Here is a 17,254-nt window from a genome sequence, read left to right on the forward strand (position 1 = left end):
GAGGCTCAGCCGGCCCAGGAAACTTCGAGGGGAAGGACCCGGAACCCGATGGCCTTGCGCACGTCCTCGGGTCGCACGCGGCCGTCCAGTGAGAACGAGTCCCACCGCTCGAGCACCGCGCGCAGGGCGATGCGCTGCTCGAGCCGGGCCAATGGGGCACCGACGCAGAAGTGGATACCCCGCCCGAATCCCAGATGGCGGTTGGGTTCGCGCCGCGGGTCGAAGCGGTCCGCTTGCGCGAACTGGCGTTCGTCCCGGTTCGCGGAGGCGATCCAGATGAGCAGCACCTCACCCGCCGGGATGACCTGGCCGCCGAGGGTGACTTCGCGGGTGGTCCGGCGCGGGGTCGCGGGCAGCTGCCCCCGGAAGCGCAGGACCTCCTCGACGGCGGCAGGGATCAGGCCAGGCCGGCGCCGCAGTGCCGCAGCGAGGTCCGGCCGGGTGGCCAGCAGGTGCACGGCGTTGCCGAGCACCAGTGTGGTGGTGATGTGCCCGGCTACCAGCAGGAAGCCGCAGACGCCCAGCACCTCCTCGTCCGCAAGCCGGGTACCGGCCACCTCGACGGCGGCGAGCTTGCTGATCAGGTCGCCGCCCGGATGCCGCCGCCGGTAACGGATGTGGTCGAGGAAATAGGCGTTCATCTCGCCGATCAGCGGTTCGACCGAGCGCAACATCTCCTCGGTCGGCACCACCACCGGCTTGTCCCCGCGGCCCTGGAAGAACAGCGCGTCGGCCCAGGCGCGGAAGCGGTGCCGATCGGCCAGCGGGATATTCATCAGCTCGGCGATCACGATCAGCGGAAGTGGGTAGGCCAGGTCGCCGACCAGCTCCACCCGGCGCCGCCCGTCCATCGAGTCGAGCAGCTCGTGCGCGATGGCGGTGATGCGGGGCGCGAGACCGGCGATCATCCGGGGCGTGAGCGCGGTCCTGACCAGTGCCCGCAGTTTCGTGTGCTCCGGCGGGTCGAAACCGTTGAACGCGCCGCGCGCGACGATCGCGAACTGCTCCGGCTGCCGGACAGCCGAGCGCAGGTCCGACGAGAACGTCTCGTGGTCGCCGATGACGCGCACCGCGTCGTCGTAGCGGAACACGTGCCAGTTCCCCAGCTCCGCGTCGTAATGCACCGGCTTCGAGTCCCGCATCCGTGTCCACCAGCGCACCAGGGAGGCATAGTCGCTGCGCTGGTCGGCCAGTCCCAGCCCCGCGGTCATCCGGTCACTCCGGCCTTCTCGTCGTCACCAGCACGGCCGGGATCGGCGGCCATGATGCCGAAGATCTCATCATGCAGTCCACTGAGGACAGTCCGGTCACCCGGATCGCGGCGGTCGATCAGGCCCAGCTCCGTCGTCCGGACGGTCAGGTCTTCCAGCGTTTCCAACCGGTAATGGTCGAGGAAGGCGCGGACGGCGGGCGAGTAGCGCTCACGGTGTAACGCCGCGGACGGGTTCACGGGTACCGTCAGCCGCGGGCGCGCGGTGAGCTCGCCGACCACGTCGCGGAGTACACGCATGGTCTCCTCGTAGGTCGCCCAGGCCGGCGTTCGGTAGTCCGTCAGCTTGCCGCGGTCCAGCACCCGGCGGCATTGCCGGGCGAGGTCGGCCGGGTCGACGGCGGCGAAGTCGAACGGGCTGGTCCGGCCGGTGTCCCCGTGCTGGACCGCGGCCAGTGCGCCGTTGTGCTCGCCGACGAAGTACGGGAAGCCGTCCCAGCGCGGCAGCACCGCGGGCAGCCCGCAGGCCATCGCCTCCAGCGGCGCTTTCCCATAGGTCTCGAAGATGCTGGTGGCAGCGGAGACGTAGAGATCCGCCGCGTTGTACAGGCTCACCGTCTCCTCCCGCGAGAGACGCTGGAACAGCACCACGTGCTCGAGCTGTACGGCGAGCTGGTTGTACAGCACCGCGTCGATGTGTGTCACCGACATCGTCAGCAGTGCGTCCGGCACGCTCCGGCGCAGCAGGTGGTACGCCTCGAGCAGGGCGCCGATTCCCTTGTCGGTCATGAACCGGCCGGTATAGAGCAGGATCGGCCGGTCCGGTGGCAGCCCGAACCGGGCCCTGGCCGCCGCGCGGTCCCCCGGCCGGTAGATGTCGCGGATGCCGAACGTGCAGATGTTGCGGGCGGGGATCCCGGCGACCTGCTCGTAGGCGGCCGCGGCATTGGTCGAGCCGCACAGGACCAGGTCGCCGGGATGCGCGGTCTCGGCGACCAGCATCAGGTGGCACAGGATATTGAGCGGGTACGGGTTCGTGTGCGGGATGATCAGCGCCGGGCACGAGTGGCCGTCCCGCCTCATCAGATACAGCAGAGGCAGCGCCTCGGTGTACTCCGCCACGACCATGTCCACAGTGGACAGATCGCAGGCTTCGCGCAGTCTGGCGTACACCTGCTCGAAGAACTCGAAGCCGTGTCTGGCCGCCGGCAGCTGCTCGATCCGGAACAGCAGCAGTTCCGTGTCCTGACAGAAGATACTGACGTCGTCAGGCGCGTCGGTCAGTGCCAGTACCCGCTTCATCGTCGTCATCCCGTCCCACCCGCGCCGTCAGGACGGCAGGCTCTCGAAGTACATCTGCCGAGTACCGAGTTCCGGCCAGCGGTCGCGTGCTTCCTTGGCGGACGCGATCACGCGGCGGATACCCTCCTCGACCGTGACCGACGGGTGGAAACCGAGGAGGTTCTCGGCCTTGCGCGTGTCCGCCCACAGCCGCTCCGCGTAGATCGCGATGGGCGTCGGTACGTAGCGGGGCGTGAGGCCCATGCCCAGTTCGGCGCCGATCAGGTCGAGGGTGCGATTGAACGTCGTTTCCAGCCCGGTCCCGACGTTGAACTCGTCGGTCTTGAGGTCGGCTTCCAGCGCGAGCTGAAAGGCGCGACCGGCGTCGGTGACGTAGATGAAATCGCGGGTCTGCTGCCCGTTTCCCCAGAGCACGGGCGTTTGCCCACTGAGCGCGGCCCAGACGAACAGCGAGATGACGTTCGCGTAGCCGCCCTTGCTGAACTCATCGTGCCCGTAGACGCTGAACGGGCGCAGCCCGACAGCGGTGATGCCGTAGCGGTCGGAGTACTGCCGGGCCGCCTCTTCGTTCCACTTCTTCGAAAGCGCTTTCAGATCCGGCGGGGCCAGGGTCATCTCCTCGGTGTAGGGCACCGGGTTCCCCTCGTACACCGCGCTCGTGCTGGCGTACACCAGTTTGCCGACGTCATTGCGGCGCACGGCCTCCAGGATGTTGAGGAAGCCTTGTGTGGTGACCGACGCGCCGTCGGTGGGGTCTTCCTCGTACATCAGGAAGGAGGACGGCGCGGCGAGGTGGATGACCCCGTCCATCCCCTTGGTCAGCTTCGCCACCAGGGAATAGTCGCGGGAGTCGCCTTCGACCCAATTGACCTCGTTGCGGATCTCGTCGTCGACGAACTCCTTCCCGCCGATCTTGTAGTTGTCCAGCGCCGTGATGGCGTACCCGTCACGGACCATTCCGGCAATCATGTTGCGTCCGATGAATCCGGCGCCGCCGGTGACGAGGACGTCCTTGTAGGAAGCCATATCGCTCCTCGGGGGAACTCGCTGCGAGAGCCGGTGTCCAGCCCCCCAGGGTGACACCGGCGAGAATTTACCTTCTCCATGGAAGCAGACCGCGAAAGGCGGGGGAATCCGCTGATCGAGTGGACGATCATCGATTGGAAAGTGCTTGCTTGTTTTTCCATTCGTAGCACAAATCGGTAGTTTTGTTTCTGCGGCAAGGAGGAATCCGTAGCGCGGATCCGCCGGTCGCCTGGCCTGCGGACCGGGGTACCAGAACCCGTTTGGTGGACACGGATCCGCGCGCTGACGACAGAGGGCGACGAAGTCGGGCACCGGCGGCCGATTGATCGACACCGAATCCGCGTGTTAGAAATGCTGTGGCGCGATCCACCGGAAGCGGGGATTGGGGGGCTGACGGCCATTCTTGCGCCAACCGCCTTTCGTCCACAAAGGAATTCCGCGCTCGCGCCACTGCCGGGCGCCTTCGTTCCCGTCCGCGTGACGGGAGACCATTCCCGCACTCCTCGTGCCGGGGCTGGCGGCCGGGAGCCGATTCGATTCAGCGAAAGGAGGAACAATGGAGATGAACTGGATTTCGGACCGGGCGAACTGGGTGTCCGACCGGGCGAACTGGGTCTCGGACCGGGCGAACTGGGTTTCGGACCGCAGTGAGTGGGTTTCGGACCGGGCGCCGCGCGCGTCGGCCGGTGTCTACGAGCTGGTCTCGGTCTAGCCGACCAGGCCGGCGCGGCCGGTCAAAGCGCATGATCGGCCGCGTCGGCCGTACCTGGGGGCAGGAGGCGCCCCGCATCGAAAAACGCGAAAGGTGCCCCGTTGATAGTTCTGGCTGTGCTGCTCGTGCTCGTCGCGGCGTTCGCCCATGCGGGCTGGAACGTGATCGCGAAGAGAATGGGCATGTCGGGTTCGCTGTTCGTTTTCTCCTATATGGCCGTGGGTAGCGTGCTGGTACTGCCACTGGGGATCGGCACCCTCATCCTCGGCGGCCCGGTCGACCTCGGGCACTGGGTGCTGTCGGCCGTGGTCGGCACCTGCCTGCAGCTCAGCTACTACCTGCTGCTGCAACGCGCCTACCGTACGTCGGATCTATCGGTGGTCTACCCGCTGTCCAGTGGCGCGGCACCGGTATTCGCGATCGCCGCGGCCGTGCTGCTGCTCGGCGAGCGGCCGAGCCCGCTGGCCCTTCTCGGCGCGGCCACGGTGATCGGCGGGGTCCTGGTCATCACCGTGGACCGGTCGCCCGGCCCGATCGGCCGCGCCGCGAGGGTGTCCGCGTCCGGGTTCGGGGTGCTGATCGGTCTTGCCAACGCGCTGGCGACGTTGTGGGACAAGAACGTCGTCAGCGGCTTCGGTCTTTCACCGCTGCTCGTCTTCTGGGGCGTGTCGGTCGGGGAGGTGCTCGTCCTGGCTCCGGTCGCGCTCGCGCGCACCCGAGCGCTGCGAGAGCTCTGGTCGGCGCACCGGCGCGAAATCGTGGTGGTCGGCACGCTGGTGCCTACCGCGTATGTCCTCGTGCTCTTCGCGATCCGGTGGGCACCGGTCAGCGTAATCGCTCCAGTGAAGGAGTTGAGCATCGTGACCGCGGTCATCTTCGGCTGGTACTTCCTCGGGGAAGGCCATGTTCGCCGCCGGGTCACCGGCGCGCTGGTTGTGATGGGTGGTGTGGCCATGCTGACCTTCGCTTGAGGCCCGGCCCGCTCACGGTTTCGAAAGGAACAAGACCATGAACACGTCGTCACCCGAGACAGCGGTGCGGCAGACCTTCGACACGGTGGCAGGGTCCTACGACCAGAACGGCGTCGAGTACTTCCGCCCGATCGCAGCACGGCTCGTCGAGCTAGCCGCGCTCAGTGCCGGTGAGTACGTCCTGGACATCGGCTGCGGCCGTGGCGCGGCGCTGTTCGCGGCGGCCGATGCGGTCGGCCCCTCCGGGCAGGTCGTCGGGATTGACGTCTCTCCGGCCATGATCGCGAAGACGGCGGCGAACCTGCGGCGCAGACACGCCAACGGAGCGGTCGTCGCGGTCATGGATGGCGCCGCTCCCGGCTTCGGACCCGGCTACTTCGACGCCGTCATCGGCAGCAACAGTGTGCATATGGTGCCGCACCTGGAATCCGCCTACGGCCGGTACCGGACCCTCTTGGCTCCCGGCGGACGCCTGGCGGTCTGTGCGCCGGCGTCAGTACTCGAACCAGAGCCCCGGGTGTTCGGGCTGCGGTCCATCGCGGCGGCCGCAGCCAGGTTCTCCGTCTCGCCCCGCGTCTACCCGCAAGAGGAAGCTTTCGGCGGCACGGAAAGGGCGACCGCGGACCTCCGGCGCGCCGGTTTCTCCGATGTCGCCGTCCACGTCGAGGACGTCCTCCTGCGGGCGGACTCACCGGATCAGCTCGTCAGCTGGACCTGGACGCACGGTATGCGGATGATGTGGGACACGATGCCCGCGGAGCACCACGAGACGGTCGCACAAGAGATCGCTGCCGAAGCAGCCGAGTACGTGACGGAATCCGGCGTCCTCGAAATCCCGTCTCCCGTGCGGTACTTCGTCGCCCGCTGCTGATCGCCGTACTCCAACGTCCTTATCCGACCGGAACAGGTCGAGTAGGTCCACCACGCTTATCGACCCTGGTGCGCCGCGGACGGGACGTGGGACCGGATCCTGGAGCACGTGATCGTCAAGGACGACTCCCTAGGCACGTCGAGGACAACGTCGCGTTCGTGATCAGCGTCGACTCCACGAACATCCGGGCGCATCAGCAGGTCTTGAGCACCCGTGTCGACACCATGGCCGGCACCGAATTCTCCCTTCGACAGCGCAGGCTGGACTGGGTGCCGGTCGAGTGCCTCCTCGAACCCGTGATCGCCACGACGCGTACCTACGAGTTCGACGAGGCGGTATTCGACCTGCCCTCCGAGCGGCTCGAAGCCGGTCTGCCGGCTGACACCGTCCGCCTCGTCGGATTGTTGCCGCTCAACGACTTCACAGCCAGCATGGCCGAGATCTCTCTGTCTGACGGCGTTGTCCTGCGGCCGATGACCACCTCAATCTCGGGACACACCGCCCAGAAGACGTCATCGTCGGAATCATCGAAGCCGATGACTCCGCAGAGCAGCCAGCGCGGGCCCAGCAGGTGCTCCCACTCCAACCGCGCCGAACCTGCAAGCAGATGCGGGAAACGACCGGTGAAAATCCCGGCACCGAGCCCTCGTGCCTGATTCACGAACGTGTCCGCGGTTCTCTGAACTTGATCCAGATTGACGTTGCCAGGCCCGATCACGACAAGACTGCCGGCGCCCCGGGCTATTACGAGTAAAGCTCGGGGTCGTGTTGGCGACCCCGAGCTTTACCATTCCTAAAGCCAGAAGATGACTATGAACCGATAGCTAAAATCTCAACTATGTGGTCGACCGTGCGTCACGGAGCGGAGGGAGCAGTGGCGTCGAAGACGCACGGAGTCCGCGGACCCGGGACGAAGTCGGTGGGAGTTCCGGAGAACCCGACCCGATGAAGCGACAACCTGGCCAGGTGCACACGAGGAGTCGTCGCAGCGTCCACGCGAGCACCCCCCGGCGTGCCCAGCACCATCTTGAGAGCCCTGGCGCTGGGGAGGTTCTCGGTGAAGATCTGGTCGGGCACACAGCCGGTGAACGCGGCGTTGGCGATCGTGTACACCTGCCGCGGCCCCAAGGTGGTCCCCACGGGAATCGGGATCGTCACGACCTGCTGGCCGACCATCGCCTGCAGCTGCAGGCCCCCGATGGGCACCCGGGCGAAGCTGGGGTTCGCGATCTCGATGTAGTCCTGGAACGCCGCGGCGGGGCCGGTACCACGGGTGGCGACCTCGCTGATGTAGACGGTGGGCACCTGCTGCTGGACCGCTTTCTCCGCCGCGGTCGCGGGGCCGGAAGCCCCCATTACCAGCGCGCCAGTACTGGCCGCCACGGCAAGTGCGGAAACAATGCGCTTCACAAAGTTCTCCTTTGTCAGGTTGAAACAACTTCAATGGATGGAAACCCAGCCAGGATGGATGGAAACCCAGCCAGGCATTGGCGGACCCCTGCGGCGACTCGAATGCGGAGCTTTGATATTCTCGCCACCGAGGAGTTCTGCACTAAACTGTGCCTTGAGAGCACCCCCCTTAGGAAAGGGGCCGTTGACGCGGCCCCGAGAATCGGGCCACACAGGAAAGCGACTAAGCGACGCCTTATCGGGCTACCTGAGTGCCGCAGTTCTGCGACAGGAGGCCGGATGGGTGAAGTTGAGCGCCGTCACCTGGCGCGCCTGCCCGCGGGCGTGGCCCGCACGTCGCCTACCTCGGGCAAGCGGCGATAACACTGGCACGAGAAATGCCATGGTCACGCGTAAGCGCGAAAAATCGCGACTTGCTGAACCAGCGCAGGCCGGACACCGCTTACGGGGCACGCCGAGAACGGCTCGATATGCACCCCTGTCTTCCGCTGGGTTCCTGGCGCCGGCACGGAGAGCCCGATGGCTGCCTCTACTTGTCGGCGCCAGTCGGCCATACCGCCGGCGAACGGCCTCATGAACTGATTGGCCAACGATCGAGCTGTTGCCGTGCCGCCCGTTCGACCAGGATATGAACGAACACTCGCACCCGCGCGCGGGCGAAGCGGTCGAACTCGTTTCGCACCAGCCGACTCACCGTTTCCGGCGACACCGCCGGATAGCTGCGGGCCAGCCTGTCGGCCAGCGCAGTCGGGTGGCCATGGAGCCGACCGGATGAGATGTCACCAATCGTGCGCGCATCGGTCATCGAAGTCGCCCTCTCTTGCGCCCATCAGGACCAGTAAGCCACGAAATTGACTCAGCTTATTATCGCGAGTGCGATCGTCATCCTTCATGGCCACTATCTGCCAGTGGCCGAAACTCGCCTCAAGATCGGTGTACGCGCTCCTTTTTCCCCAGATCACGAACTAGATGAAGGTGATACATGAGACGTCTGGTCGCGGCCATAATGAGGTACTTCCTTGCTTACACCGGCCCGGCGTATCCAGTGTCAGGAGGATTCATGTTCTGGCAGCGAAGTGTGACCGTGGCCGGCACCATCATCGCCGCCGTGGCGATCGAGGTTTCCCGGAGACCGATGATGTCTGGGTCCTGATCGAACACGACGGGAAACCCCACCCATCCCCTGGGAGCCGCCCGATTGCACCGACATACGTCAGCTGATCGACGGCGGTCACACCTAGCATCTCGGCTTCGTTGCCCGGTTCGTGCACGCGAACCGGGGAACCAGCTCGGAGACCTGCTCTGGACCATCGGCGACACCACAATCGTCGCCATCGACGACGCCGGCACAAGCAAAGATCTCTACTTCCCCAACGGAGTCAAGTTCTGGAACTTCGCCACCGCCGGCCGGGTCGTCGACGCCCTCCGCCAGGCCGGCATCGCCGACCTGTCCATCACACCCACCTAGCAATGGCCTCTCACCTCGCGGCGGACGTCACAAACCCAGGCGCGCATATCGTGCAGGTCGACAGTTTTTCCTGATGGCACCGAGATAGCTGCGTTCGCCGGCGTGGATCACCTGTGACGACTCCGGAGCGGTCTCCGCCTGGATTCGCGTTGTCTGCCCATGCGTCGAGCGGCCAACGGGACTGCCATGACGCACAGAACGATCACGACCAGAATCGTGATTCCGAGAACGTTCGCCGGCACCAAGGGCTTGATCACGGACATCGCGACCAGCATCCAGCCCGCCAGAGTGAAGATCTCGAGAACGAACGATCGCCACTTCCGGTCGGCGGACGGCCGCAGAAGTATGCCGCCGACGACCAGCGCCACGCCCACCGCTCCCCACCACCACTGATCCCCCATTACCCGCTCCCCTCGTTCCGATGTGCGGACCGTCGCCCAGGAGTACCCGAGTCAGTGCCCGGTTACCCCTGGGGCGTTCGGTGTCGAGACCGTGCCCGGTCCGGCAGCATGGCCGGTTCCGCCGAGAAACCGGACAGTGGGTGTAGACCGCGAGTATCAACCGTAGGGCCGAGATGGCACGCAGCGATCTTCTGGTGAGCTGGCCACTCGGTGTCATGTCTTGGCGATGGCGCCGCCGGGCGTGTCGACGTACTCCAAGTGCGGTGACGTCGGTATCACCGGGAAGCGGGCGGTGACGCGCACGTAACCAGCCTTTCAGGCAGCCGTGTGCGCGGCGGCTAGGTGGCCGCGCTGTGGGACGTCGGCCACGCCGCCAGCTGGGCGATCCGGGACGAGGAGGAGCATCCCTGTCTGATCGCCGTCGTGTCGCTCAATGATTCCCTCAAACGCGTCAGTTTGGGCGAGTTCGGCGTCCACTACCAAGACCAGCACGCGCGAGGTGACCTGCTACACGGCTGCCTGCATGAACTGCCGGACGAGCCGACGCCGTTCTCCCTCGACGTCAGCGGCGCCCCAGAGCACGTGGCCGCCGAGTGCGCGGCCTGGTTCGAGACGATCCTGCGCAGACCTGTCGGCTTCGAGCGCCGGCACAACCACCACGGTCAGCCTTACGCCGAAATCTGGAAGTTCAGCGACAACGGGGACGTGCTGAGCCAGTCCTACAACCCCGCCGTAGCGCCCCGCGGGCAGCGCAAGCGCCTGGTCCGCGGAGGCTTCGTCTTCGGCCGCGGCTGGACACAGGTCAAGGGCGTCAAGGACCCGCCTTCGCACGAACGACGCGTGCGCTGACAACGCATGCCCGCCAACGGCCGTGTTCGACCGTATGCGCATGACGGCGACGTGATCAGCACGCCGCACAAAGACCGCTTCGGCACGCCCTTCGACGGACACCGGCCCGCACCGCCAGGGACAGGTCGCACCTGACCGAATTTCCGTGGGCCGGGCTGAGGTGGTCATCTGGTGGTCGTGCCGGACCGGTGAAGGGACTGATCGCTGCCGTTTGGCGCCCGCGCGCGATTCTCCGTATCGTGAGGCTGTTCGCCCGGCCGACCACGAGGGGACGCGATGTTCTGGACCATCCTGGGCTGGATCCTGTTCGGCCTGATCGCCGGTTTCATCGCGCGAGCCTTGGTGCCAGGCAAGGACGACATCGGCCTGCTGCGCACGATCGTGCTGGGCATCGTCGGCTCGGTCGTGGGCGGCCTGCTGTTCGGTCTGCTCACCGTGGGTTTCCGTGGCTTCCAGCCCGCTGGATGGATCGGATCGATCATCGGTGCGGTCATCGTCCTGGTCATCTACAACAAGGTGACCGGTCGCAAGACCCGCACCTGACCGGCCGCCGGTGGCGCAGGGCTTCTCCTCGGCAGAGCATGAAAGCGGACGAGGCCGGTGTAGGCACCGTCTCGCGCGAGCAGTTCGTCGTAAGCCCCCCACTCGGCCTCTTTTCCGTTCTCCAGCAAGACGATCTGGTCACCGTCGCACACGAGCGAACCGGTCACGGCGTTCAACCGCAGTCTCGGTGAGTGGCTCAGCGACGGACCTTGTACTTCAGGTGCAGCACCCGGTCACCCTGGATGACCACGTCGGGATCCTCCAGCAGATGCTGTCCGTCGATGCCGCCGAAGAACCGCTTGCCCGAGCCGAACACCACCGGCACGACGTCCATCGCCACCTCGTCCACGAGGCCCGCCGCGAGGATCTGGCCGCCCACCTCGCCGGCGTTCACCGCGATGGTCCGCTCTCCGGCGAGTTCCTGAGCCTTGGCGATCGCGGCGGTCACGTCGTCGACGAAGTGGTAGGACGCCTCCGGATGCCAGCCCTCGGGCTTGGGCCGATGGGACACCACGACCACGTGGTCACCCGCGGGCGGCTTCCCCTCCCAGCCGTTCACCAGGTCGAACAGGGTCCTGCCCATCACGATCGTGCCGATCGACTCCCACATCGGCCGGACGTACCCCGCCGACTTGCCGGAAACCCTGATCCCGCCCCCGGTCCCGGAATGGTCGTACTCCCCGACTTCATTCCTGAGGAGCGGGACATCCCCACTGAAGAGCCACTCGTGGAGCGGGCCGACGTCGTCGTTCTTGTCGGCGATGAAACCGTCCACCGACATCACGTTGTGCATGATCACTGTGCCCACAGGGCCCTCCTCGGATCTCTTGCGCGTCCGTCCCGATCTTGTCGTCCCGCGGACGGACACGCTTGTAAAAAAATCACTCGGCCGGCATCGGCGGGAACTGCTGCTCGGCGGGGAACCGGCGCCGCAACGCCAGGAATTCCGTCGGGGTGTGGCCGGTGAAGTCCTTGAACTCCTTGCCGAAGTGGGCCTGGTCGAAATAGCCCGCCGCGTGCGCGTGCTCCGACCAGTCGACCGAAAGCCGTGCGTCGACGGACAGGATCAGCCGGGCGAAGCGGTAGATTCGCGCCACCCGTTTCGGGGTGACCCCGACATGGGACTTGAACTGCGCGGCAAGGTGATTGGCGCTTACCCCGGCGGCCTCGGTCAGCGCCCCGACCTGGATCGCACCGTGGGATACCTCCAGCCGTCCGGCCGTATGGAGAACGAGGCCGAGACCACGCGCCGGTGCGTCGGCGAGCCGAGAGCGCAGCTCGGCTTCCACCACCCGCAGTGTTTCGGCAGGCGACGTCAGGTCGCCGATCCGGTTACGGATCCGGTCCAGTGACCGCCGCCAGACGGCGTCGACCGGCACCCAGCGGTTACGGAGTTCGGTCGCGGGCAGGTCGATGAAGGGCGACAACCCCCAAGGCTTGAAATGCACCGCCACCAGCCGCACCCATGCGGGGTACTCGACCTGGAAACGCCTGGTCCAGAGGCCCATGAACCAGCCGTCGGTGAACACCGCGACCGGCACCGAAGGGTCGGAATCCCACAGGCGGACGGGGTCGCCGAGGTTGATGAACAGATGCGCCGACGGCATCGGCGGGACATTCATCCGCCGGTGATACGGCACGCCGGTCAGGCAGTAGACGTCGTCGATGAACCGATCCAGTGGTGGGGCGGGCACCTGACCGACGTAGTCCATGGGCCCAGTGTGGCCATCACGGCACGGCTTCGGCCATCAACCCGAGCACGCCCGAAACCGGTCTTGTCTGGTCGACCGTGCGGATGCCGACCTCGACCAGACCATGATCATCACATGCCGATCATGATCACCTGCCCAGGCGAGTCCTTGCTCATCAGGTGCCCTGGCTTGACGGACTTCCTGCCAAAACCGTCTTCACGTGTCCGCCGGCAGGTCTGACGGACAGAGCGGGTCCTCGACGACGATGACCACGGTGCTCTTGCCAACGGCTTCCGGGGCGTGGGCGACATCCTTGAAGCTCGGCACGGCGGGTCCCTTCACAGACACGGAGCCGCGGCCCACTGTAGGTCGATTCGTCCGAATTCGCCCCGGCTTTACAAGGTCGCCTCTACCCTGCTCCGCGTGACCGGCAGAAGGACAGTGAGGATGACAGCGCGGCTTTTCGCCGTGTTGGCCGTGCTCACCGCTGTCGCTCTGCTGCAGGGCGCGCTGTGCAGTGACGGCGCCGCGGCGGCCTCCTCACCCTGCGCTCCCCTGTTCGCCGCCGAGGCCGCGCACGCGACGAACCCGGTCGGCGAATGCGAACCGGCGACGCCCCGGCTGAGCCCGGCGGAACAGCCCCTTCCGGACAACCACCTCGACGACGTCACGGGCATCGGTGTGGCGCTGCTGGCCGCGCTCTTCCTGCTCGTCCGGCACCATCGCCCCGGTGAGACGGGAGTGCCGCCGTCCTCCCCGGCAAGGCGTTCGACGAGCACGCCACCGCTCGTCCAGCTCTGCGTTTCCCGCACCTGATCCGGCAAAGCCCCATGCCGTTTTCAGTTGCCGGAACCGAGCCAAGGACAGAAGCAGAATGACCAAGAACGCCAAGGTTTCCCTGACGGTCGTGGCCGTCGTGATCGCGGCGGTGGCCGCGTTGCTCGTCTTCATCAATCTGGGTGAGGAGACCCCGACCGCGCAGGCGGACGCGCCCCCGGTGGTGCCCGCGTCGATCCTCGTCCGGCCGGACAGCCATCGGCTCTCCGACCCCGCGGGCAGCAAGGTGACCGTCGTGGAGTTCCTCGACCTCGAATGCGAGGCGTGCGGCGCGGCGTTTCCCGGCGTCGAACGGCTCCGTGCCGAGTACGGCGATCGGGTCACCTTCGTGATGCGCTACTTCCCCATCCCCAGCCATCGGAACGCCGAACTCGCCGCGCGGGCCGTGGAGGCGGCGGGCAAGCAGGGCAAGCTCGAACCGATGTACCGCCTGATGTTCGAGAAGCAGCCGGAGTGGGGCGACCAGCAGGTCTCCCACCGTGCGACCTTCGTCGGCTTCGCCCGCCAGCTCGGGCTCGACACGGCCACTTTCGAGGCCGCGCTGGACGACCCCGTCACCCTCGGCCGCGTTCTGGCCGACCGCACCGACGGCGCGAACATCGGCGTCGAGGGCACGCCGACGTTCTTCGTCAACGGCGTCAAGTTCCCGGCGTCACCGTCCTATCAGGCCCTCAAGGCCGTCATCGACCTGGAACTGGCGAAATGACGCCCTTCGCGGTCCGTACGACGTCGTGGGTGCTGCTGATCGGCGGCGCGATCGGGTTGCTGGCTTCATTCGTCCTCACCATCGAGAAGATCAAGCTGCTCAAGGACTTCTCCTACATCCCCACGTGCAGCATCAATCCGGTCCTCAGCTGCGGGTCGATCATGAAGACGCCGCAGGCGGAGCTGTTCGGCTTCCCCAATCCACTGCTGGGGATCGTCGGGTTCACCGTGGTCATGACGACCGGTGTCGTGGTGCTGAGCGGGGCACGGCTCCCTCGCTGGTACTGGCTGGGCCTGCAAGCGGGTTCGTCGCTCGGTGTCGTGTTCGTGCACTGGCTGATGTTCCAGAGTCTCTACGTCATCGGCGCGCTGTGCCCGTACTGCATGGTCGTCTGGGCGGTCACCATCGCCGTCTTCTGGTACACGACCCTGCGCAACCTCCACAAAGGACCGGAGGTGAAGGCGGTGATCCGGTACCACAGTGCAGTGCTCGTGGTCTGGTACGCCGCCATCACCGTCGCGGTCCTGCAGGCCTTCTGGAGCTACTGGAAGACGCTCGTCTGAAGACGGCTCCGGTCGGGACCACGCAACCCCAAGGCACAGACGGCACCGATCATGTGACGGCGATCGACTCGCCGTGCCCGTCCAGGCAGCCGACGGCCCCTGAACCCGCCACGATCAGCAGCAGCAAAGCCACCACGAGCCGACGAAGAGTAGCCGGAAAGATACTCACGGTTCCCACCGTAGCAAAGATCAGCTTCGTCTCCCATAAGAACTAGTACTAGTCATCTTAGTAGGACTTCACCGGGCGCTCACAACCGTCCCCGTACTACTAAGCGCGATAGTTGAACCTGTGCGACAGGAGATTCGGCACCCGTGACCCCACACCGGCGCTCGTCGCGGCACCCCCTCGCCGCCACCGCCGCCCTCATGGCCCTCGGCTTCGGCACGCTCCCCGCGAGCGCGCAACCGGCGCCGGACGTCCAGGATCCGATGCGGCGCTACCAGGAACTCGGTGCCCAGGCGGCCAAGGCCGACGAGGACCTGCAGGAATCCCAGGACCGGCTGAAGGCCCGCGAGACCGAGCGCGACCAGGCCACGGCCGCGCTCGGCCGGGCCGACGGCGACCTCACGCAGGCACAGTCGGCCATCGATCGCTTCCGGCCACAGGTCGAGGCGATCGCGCGATCGGCGATGAACGGTGAGCGACTCGGCAACGCCGTCCTGCTGCTCGACAGCGGCAGCAGACAGGAGTTCCTCGACCGCTCCTCGGCGCTGTCGGTTCTGGCCGACGAGAAGGCCAAGGCGTTGAACGGCCTGCGCGACGCGCTCGGGAAGGCGCGGACCGCGCGCGCCACCGCGGCGGACGCGCGGGAAACGGCCCAGCTCGCGGCGAACGACGCGACGTTGGCGCTGGACCAGGTCCGCACCCGCAAGAAGGACCTCGACGACCAGATCGCCAAGGTGCGAGTGGCGCTCGGCGACCTGCCCGCCGCGGACAGGTCGAAACTCGGCAAGGTCCAGGACAAGGGTTCCTATCTCGGCCCGCCCGGTGCCGCGAACGACGCGCTGCAGGCGGCACTGTCCAAACGCGGCTCACAGTACGAATGGGGTGCCACCGGGCCGAGCGAATTCGACTGCTCCGGCCTGACGTCATGGGCGTACAAGCAGGCGGGCATTTCACTCCCGCGGACCAGCCGCCAGCAGTACACCGTCGGCAAGCCCGTTCCGCTCGACCAGCTCGTCCCGGGCGACCTCGTCTTCTACGACGACGGCACCGGCGATCCCGGCGCGATCCACCACGTCGGCATGTACGTCGGGCCCGGCAAGATGGTCGACGCGCCGACCGAGGGCCAGCTGGTCGACGTCCGGTCGGTCAAGGGCGACGGGCACCTGATGGGCGCCCGGCGCATCGTCGGCTGAGCGAGACGCACGCAGTATCCTTCCCGGCGGAGGTGTCATGCAGCGGCTGGGCGAGCTCGAAGCGTCGGTGATGGACGTGCTCTGGGATGCTGCGGAACCCTTGCGGGTGCGCCAGGTCCTCGAGGCGATCAACCGGCACCGCGATCTCGCCTACACCACGGTGATGACGGTGCTGGACAATCTGCACCGCAAGGAATGGGTCGTGCGCGAGATGGAGAATCGCGCGTACCGCTACCGCGCCGTGGCAACCCGCGAGGAGGCCACCGCGCAAAGCCTGCGCGAACTCCTCGACGCATCCGAAGACCGGGAATCGGTACTGCTGCATTTCGCGCGCTCGGTCACCGAAGAGGAGTCGGACATCCTGCGGCGGGCGCTGCGGCGGAAGCCCGGCAAGCGATGATCCTGGCGGCGGTGCTCCTGTTCGGGGTCGTGGTGATCGGCTGGTTCTCGCCCAGGGTGCTCGGCAGGCTGACCGCCGGCGGGATCAGCCCCGGCACGGCGCTCGCGTGGTGGCTGCTGACCGCGGTCGGCGTCATCGCCGGCACCTTCGGCGCCGTCCTGCTCCTCGTGCTGCCGGACCACGGTCCCGCCACGGCCATCACACGAGTCCTCCACTACTGCTGGGCCGCTGTCGGCCACAGTGACGTTCCCGCCCTCGACCCTGTGGCCGGCACTTTCGCGGGCGCCGCCGTCGTGATCGCGGGAGCCCGGCTGGCCGTGGCTTCGGCGCGGCGCCGGAAACGCAGCACGCTGCTGCACCGGCGTCATCTCGACGTGCAGCGGCTGTCCGGTGCCAGGTCGGGGCCGACATTGTGGCTGCCCGACGACCGTCCGATCGCCTACAGTCTCGGCGGCCGCGACGGCCTGATCGTCGCCAGCGAGGGCCTGGCCGCGCGTCTCTCGCGCCCCGAACTGAACGCCGTGCTCGCCCATGAAAGGGCTCATCTGCGCGGCAGGCACCACCTCTTGACCGCCTCGGCCGACGTCCTGGGCCGTACGCTGCGGTTTGTCCCGCTCATGCGCGAACTCCCCGGCGCGACCCGGCTGCTCGTCGAACTGGCCGCCGACCGGGTCGCCGCCACCCGGCACGGACCCGAGACCGTGCGGTCGGCCCTGCTGTCCATCCACGCGGCGGACGGGCCGCGCCGCGCTCTCGGCATGGCCGGAGGCGACACCGAGATCCGGCTGCGCGTGCTGGCGTCGCACACCACGGGGGCGTCCCGCCTCCCCGCCCGGGCGAAAGCGGTGGCGGGCGGGACACTCGCGCTGCTGGCGCCGCCCGCCCTCACCGTCGGACTGCTTTTCGCGACCGGACTCGTTTCCTGCCGGTGAGCG

20 protein-coding genes are annotated in these 17,254 nt (G+C 67.0%); 12 read left to right on the forward strand and 8 right to left on the reverse strand.

All coding sequences use genetic code 11. The features are described from left to right. Positions 1 to 5: 5 nt before the first annotated feature. From H074_RS05585 to H074_RS05595, 3 genes are read right to left on the reverse strand one after another with little or no spacing between them, the layout of a single operon-like run. Entirely contained in the window at positions 6 to 1,211 is a 1,206-nt protein-coding gene (locus H074_RS05585) for a cytochrome P450 (protein ID WP_007029044.1), read from the reverse strand. Further along, positions 1,208 to 2,521 carry a glycosyltransferase family 4 protein gene (locus H074_RS05590; RefSeq protein ID WP_039921605.1) on the reverse strand — a complete coding sequence of 438 codons (1,314 nt, stop codon included), beginning with the start codon at positions 2,519 to 2,521 and terminating at the stop codon, positions 1,208 to 1,210. The genes H074_RS05585 and H074_RS05590 overlap by 4 nt, the downstream gene beginning before the upstream one ends. Positions 2,522 to 2,539: 18 nt before the next feature. Continuing rightward, complete coding sequence (locus H074_RS05595; protein ID WP_007029046.1) at positions 2,540 to 3,538, reverse strand: NAD-dependent epimerase/dehydratase family protein; 999 nt, start codon at positions 3,536 to 3,538, stop codon at positions 2,540 to 2,542. Between the two features lie 556 nt (positions 3,539 to 4,094). Between H074_RS05595 and H074_RS40660 the strand changes: the two genes are divergently transcribed. The 4 genes from H074_RS40660 to H074_RS05610 all read left to right on the forward strand — a co-directional run bounded on the left by H074_RS40660 (position 4,095) and on the right by H074_RS05610 (position 6,748). After that, positions 4,095 to 4,250 (forward strand): hypothetical protein, encoded by a 156-nt coding sequence (locus H074_RS40660; protein ID WP_161630669.1) that lies wholly within the window; start codon positions 4,095 to 4,097, stop codon positions 4,248 to 4,250. Positions 4,251 to 4,351: 101 nt separating this feature from the next. Beyond that, on the forward strand, positions 4,352 to 5,221 hold the full coding sequence (locus H074_RS05600; protein ID WP_039921607.1) for an EamA family transporter: 870 nt from the start codon (positions 4,352 to 4,354) through the stop codon (positions 5,219 to 5,221). 37 nt (positions 5,222 to 5,258) lie between these two features. Beyond that, positions 5,259 to 6,092 carry a class I SAM-dependent methyltransferase gene (locus H074_RS05605; protein WP_007029048.1) on the forward strand — a complete coding sequence of 278 codons (834 nt, stop codon included), beginning with the start codon at positions 5,259 to 5,261 and terminating at the stop codon, positions 6,090 to 6,092. A gap of 158 nt (positions 6,093 to 6,250) precedes the next feature. After that, positions 6,251 to 6,748, forward strand: coding sequence for a hypothetical protein (locus H074_RS05610; protein WP_007029049.1), 498 nt, complete (start codon positions 6,251 to 6,253; stop codon positions 6,746 to 6,748). Positions 6,749 to 6,947: 199 nt separating this feature from the next. Here H074_RS05610 and H074_RS05615 read toward each other — a convergent pair whose 3' ends face one another. The 3 genes from H074_RS05615 to H074_RS05620 form a co-directional block, all read right to left on the reverse strand. Continuing rightward, entirely contained in the window at positions 6,948 to 7,502 is a 555-nt protein-coding gene (locus tag H074_RS05615) for a lamin tail domain-containing protein (RefSeq protein ID WP_007029050.1), read from the reverse strand. A gap of 571 nt (positions 7,503 to 8,073) precedes the next feature. Beyond that, positions 8,074 to 8,307 (reverse strand): three-helix bundle dimerization domain-containing protein, encoded by a 234-nt coding sequence (locus H074_RS40115; RefSeq protein WP_200865751.1) that lies wholly within the window; start codon positions 8,305 to 8,307, stop codon positions 8,074 to 8,076. Between the two features lie 770 nt (positions 8,308 to 9,077). Next, positions 9,078 to 9,338 carry a hypothetical protein gene (locus tag H074_RS05620; RefSeq protein WP_235096664.1) on the reverse strand — a complete coding sequence of 87 codons (261 nt, stop codon included), beginning with the start codon at positions 9,336 to 9,338 and terminating at the stop codon, positions 9,078 to 9,080. Positions 9,339 to 9,713: 375 nt separating this feature from the next. On the opposite strand from H074_RS05620, the gene H074_RS38715 reads away from it, so the two are divergent. Then, positions 9,714 to 10,220 carry a hypothetical protein gene (locus H074_RS38715; protein WP_007029052.1) on the forward strand — a complete coding sequence of 169 codons (507 nt, stop codon included), beginning with the start codon at positions 9,714 to 9,716 and terminating at the stop codon, positions 10,218 to 10,220. A gap of 276 nt (positions 10,221 to 10,496) precedes the next feature. Continuing rightward, positions 10,497 to 10,763: a GlsB/YeaQ/YmgE family stress response membrane protein gene (locus H074_RS05630; protein WP_007029053.1), complete on the forward strand. Its 267-nt coding sequence runs from the start codon at positions 10,497 to 10,499 to the stop codon at positions 10,761 to 10,763. 196 nt (positions 10,764 to 10,959) lie between these two features. Here H074_RS05630 and H074_RS05635 read toward each other — a convergent pair whose 3' ends face one another. Both H074_RS05635 and H074_RS05640 read right to left on the reverse strand, forming a co-directional pair. Continuing rightward, positions 10,960 to 11,571 (reverse strand): dihydrofolate reductase family protein, encoded by a 612-nt coding sequence (locus H074_RS05635; protein WP_007029054.1) that lies wholly within the window; start codon positions 11,569 to 11,571, stop codon positions 10,960 to 10,962. A 73-nt stretch (positions 11,572 to 11,644) separates the two neighbouring features. Next, positions 11,645 to 12,475: an AraC family transcriptional regulator gene (locus H074_RS05640; RefSeq protein WP_007029055.1), complete on the reverse strand. Its 831-nt coding sequence runs from the start codon at positions 12,473 to 12,475 to the stop codon at positions 11,645 to 11,647. 426 nt (positions 12,476 to 12,901) lie between these two features. Here H074_RS05640 and H074_RS05645 point away from each other — a divergent pair, with 426 nt between their 5' ends. From H074_RS05645 to H074_RS05670, 6 genes are all read left to right on the forward strand, one after another. Next, entirely contained in the window at positions 12,902 to 13,270 is a 369-nt protein-coding gene (locus tag H074_RS05645; protein WP_007029056.1) for a hypothetical protein, read from the forward strand. 58 nt (positions 13,271 to 13,328) lie between these two features. Beyond that, positions 13,329 to 13,997 carry a DsbA family protein gene (locus H074_RS05650; protein ID WP_007029057.1) on the forward strand — a complete coding sequence of 223 codons (669 nt, stop codon included), beginning with the start codon at positions 13,329 to 13,331 and terminating at the stop codon, positions 13,995 to 13,997. Further along, positions 13,994 to 14,560 (forward strand): vitamin K epoxide reductase family protein, encoded by a 567-nt coding sequence (locus H074_RS05655; RefSeq protein ID WP_007029058.1) that lies wholly within the window; start codon positions 13,994 to 13,996, stop codon positions 14,558 to 14,560. Before H074_RS05650 ends, H074_RS05655 begins: the two co-directional genes overlap by 4 nt. Before the next feature lie 312 nt (positions 14,561 to 14,872). After that, positions 14,873 to 15,919 (forward strand): C40 family peptidase, encoded by a 1,047-nt coding sequence (locus tag H074_RS05660; RefSeq protein WP_007029059.1) that lies wholly within the window; start codon positions 14,873 to 14,875, stop codon positions 15,917 to 15,919. 37 nt (positions 15,920 to 15,956) lie between these two features. Continuing rightward, positions 15,957 to 16,319: a BlaI/MecI/CopY family transcriptional regulator gene (locus H074_RS05665; protein ID WP_007029060.1), complete on the forward strand. Its 363-nt coding sequence runs from the start codon at positions 15,957 to 15,959 to the stop codon at positions 16,317 to 16,319. Beyond that, the gene (locus tag H074_RS05670) at positions 16,316 to 17,251 is read left to right on the forward strand and encodes a M56 family metallopeptidase (protein WP_007029061.1); all 936 of its coding nucleotides are present in this window, start codon (positions 16,316 to 16,318) and stop codon (positions 17,249 to 17,251) included. The genes H074_RS05665 and H074_RS05670 overlap by 4 nt, the downstream gene beginning before the upstream one ends. Positions 17,252 to 17,254: the final 3 nt, after the last annotated feature.

This window comes from Amycolatopsis decaplanina DSM 44594 (assembly GCF_000342005.1).
In the GTDB taxonomy this organism is placed as follows: domain Bacteria; phylum Actinomycetota; class Actinomycetes; order Mycobacteriales; family Pseudonocardiaceae; genus Amycolatopsis; species Amycolatopsis decaplanina.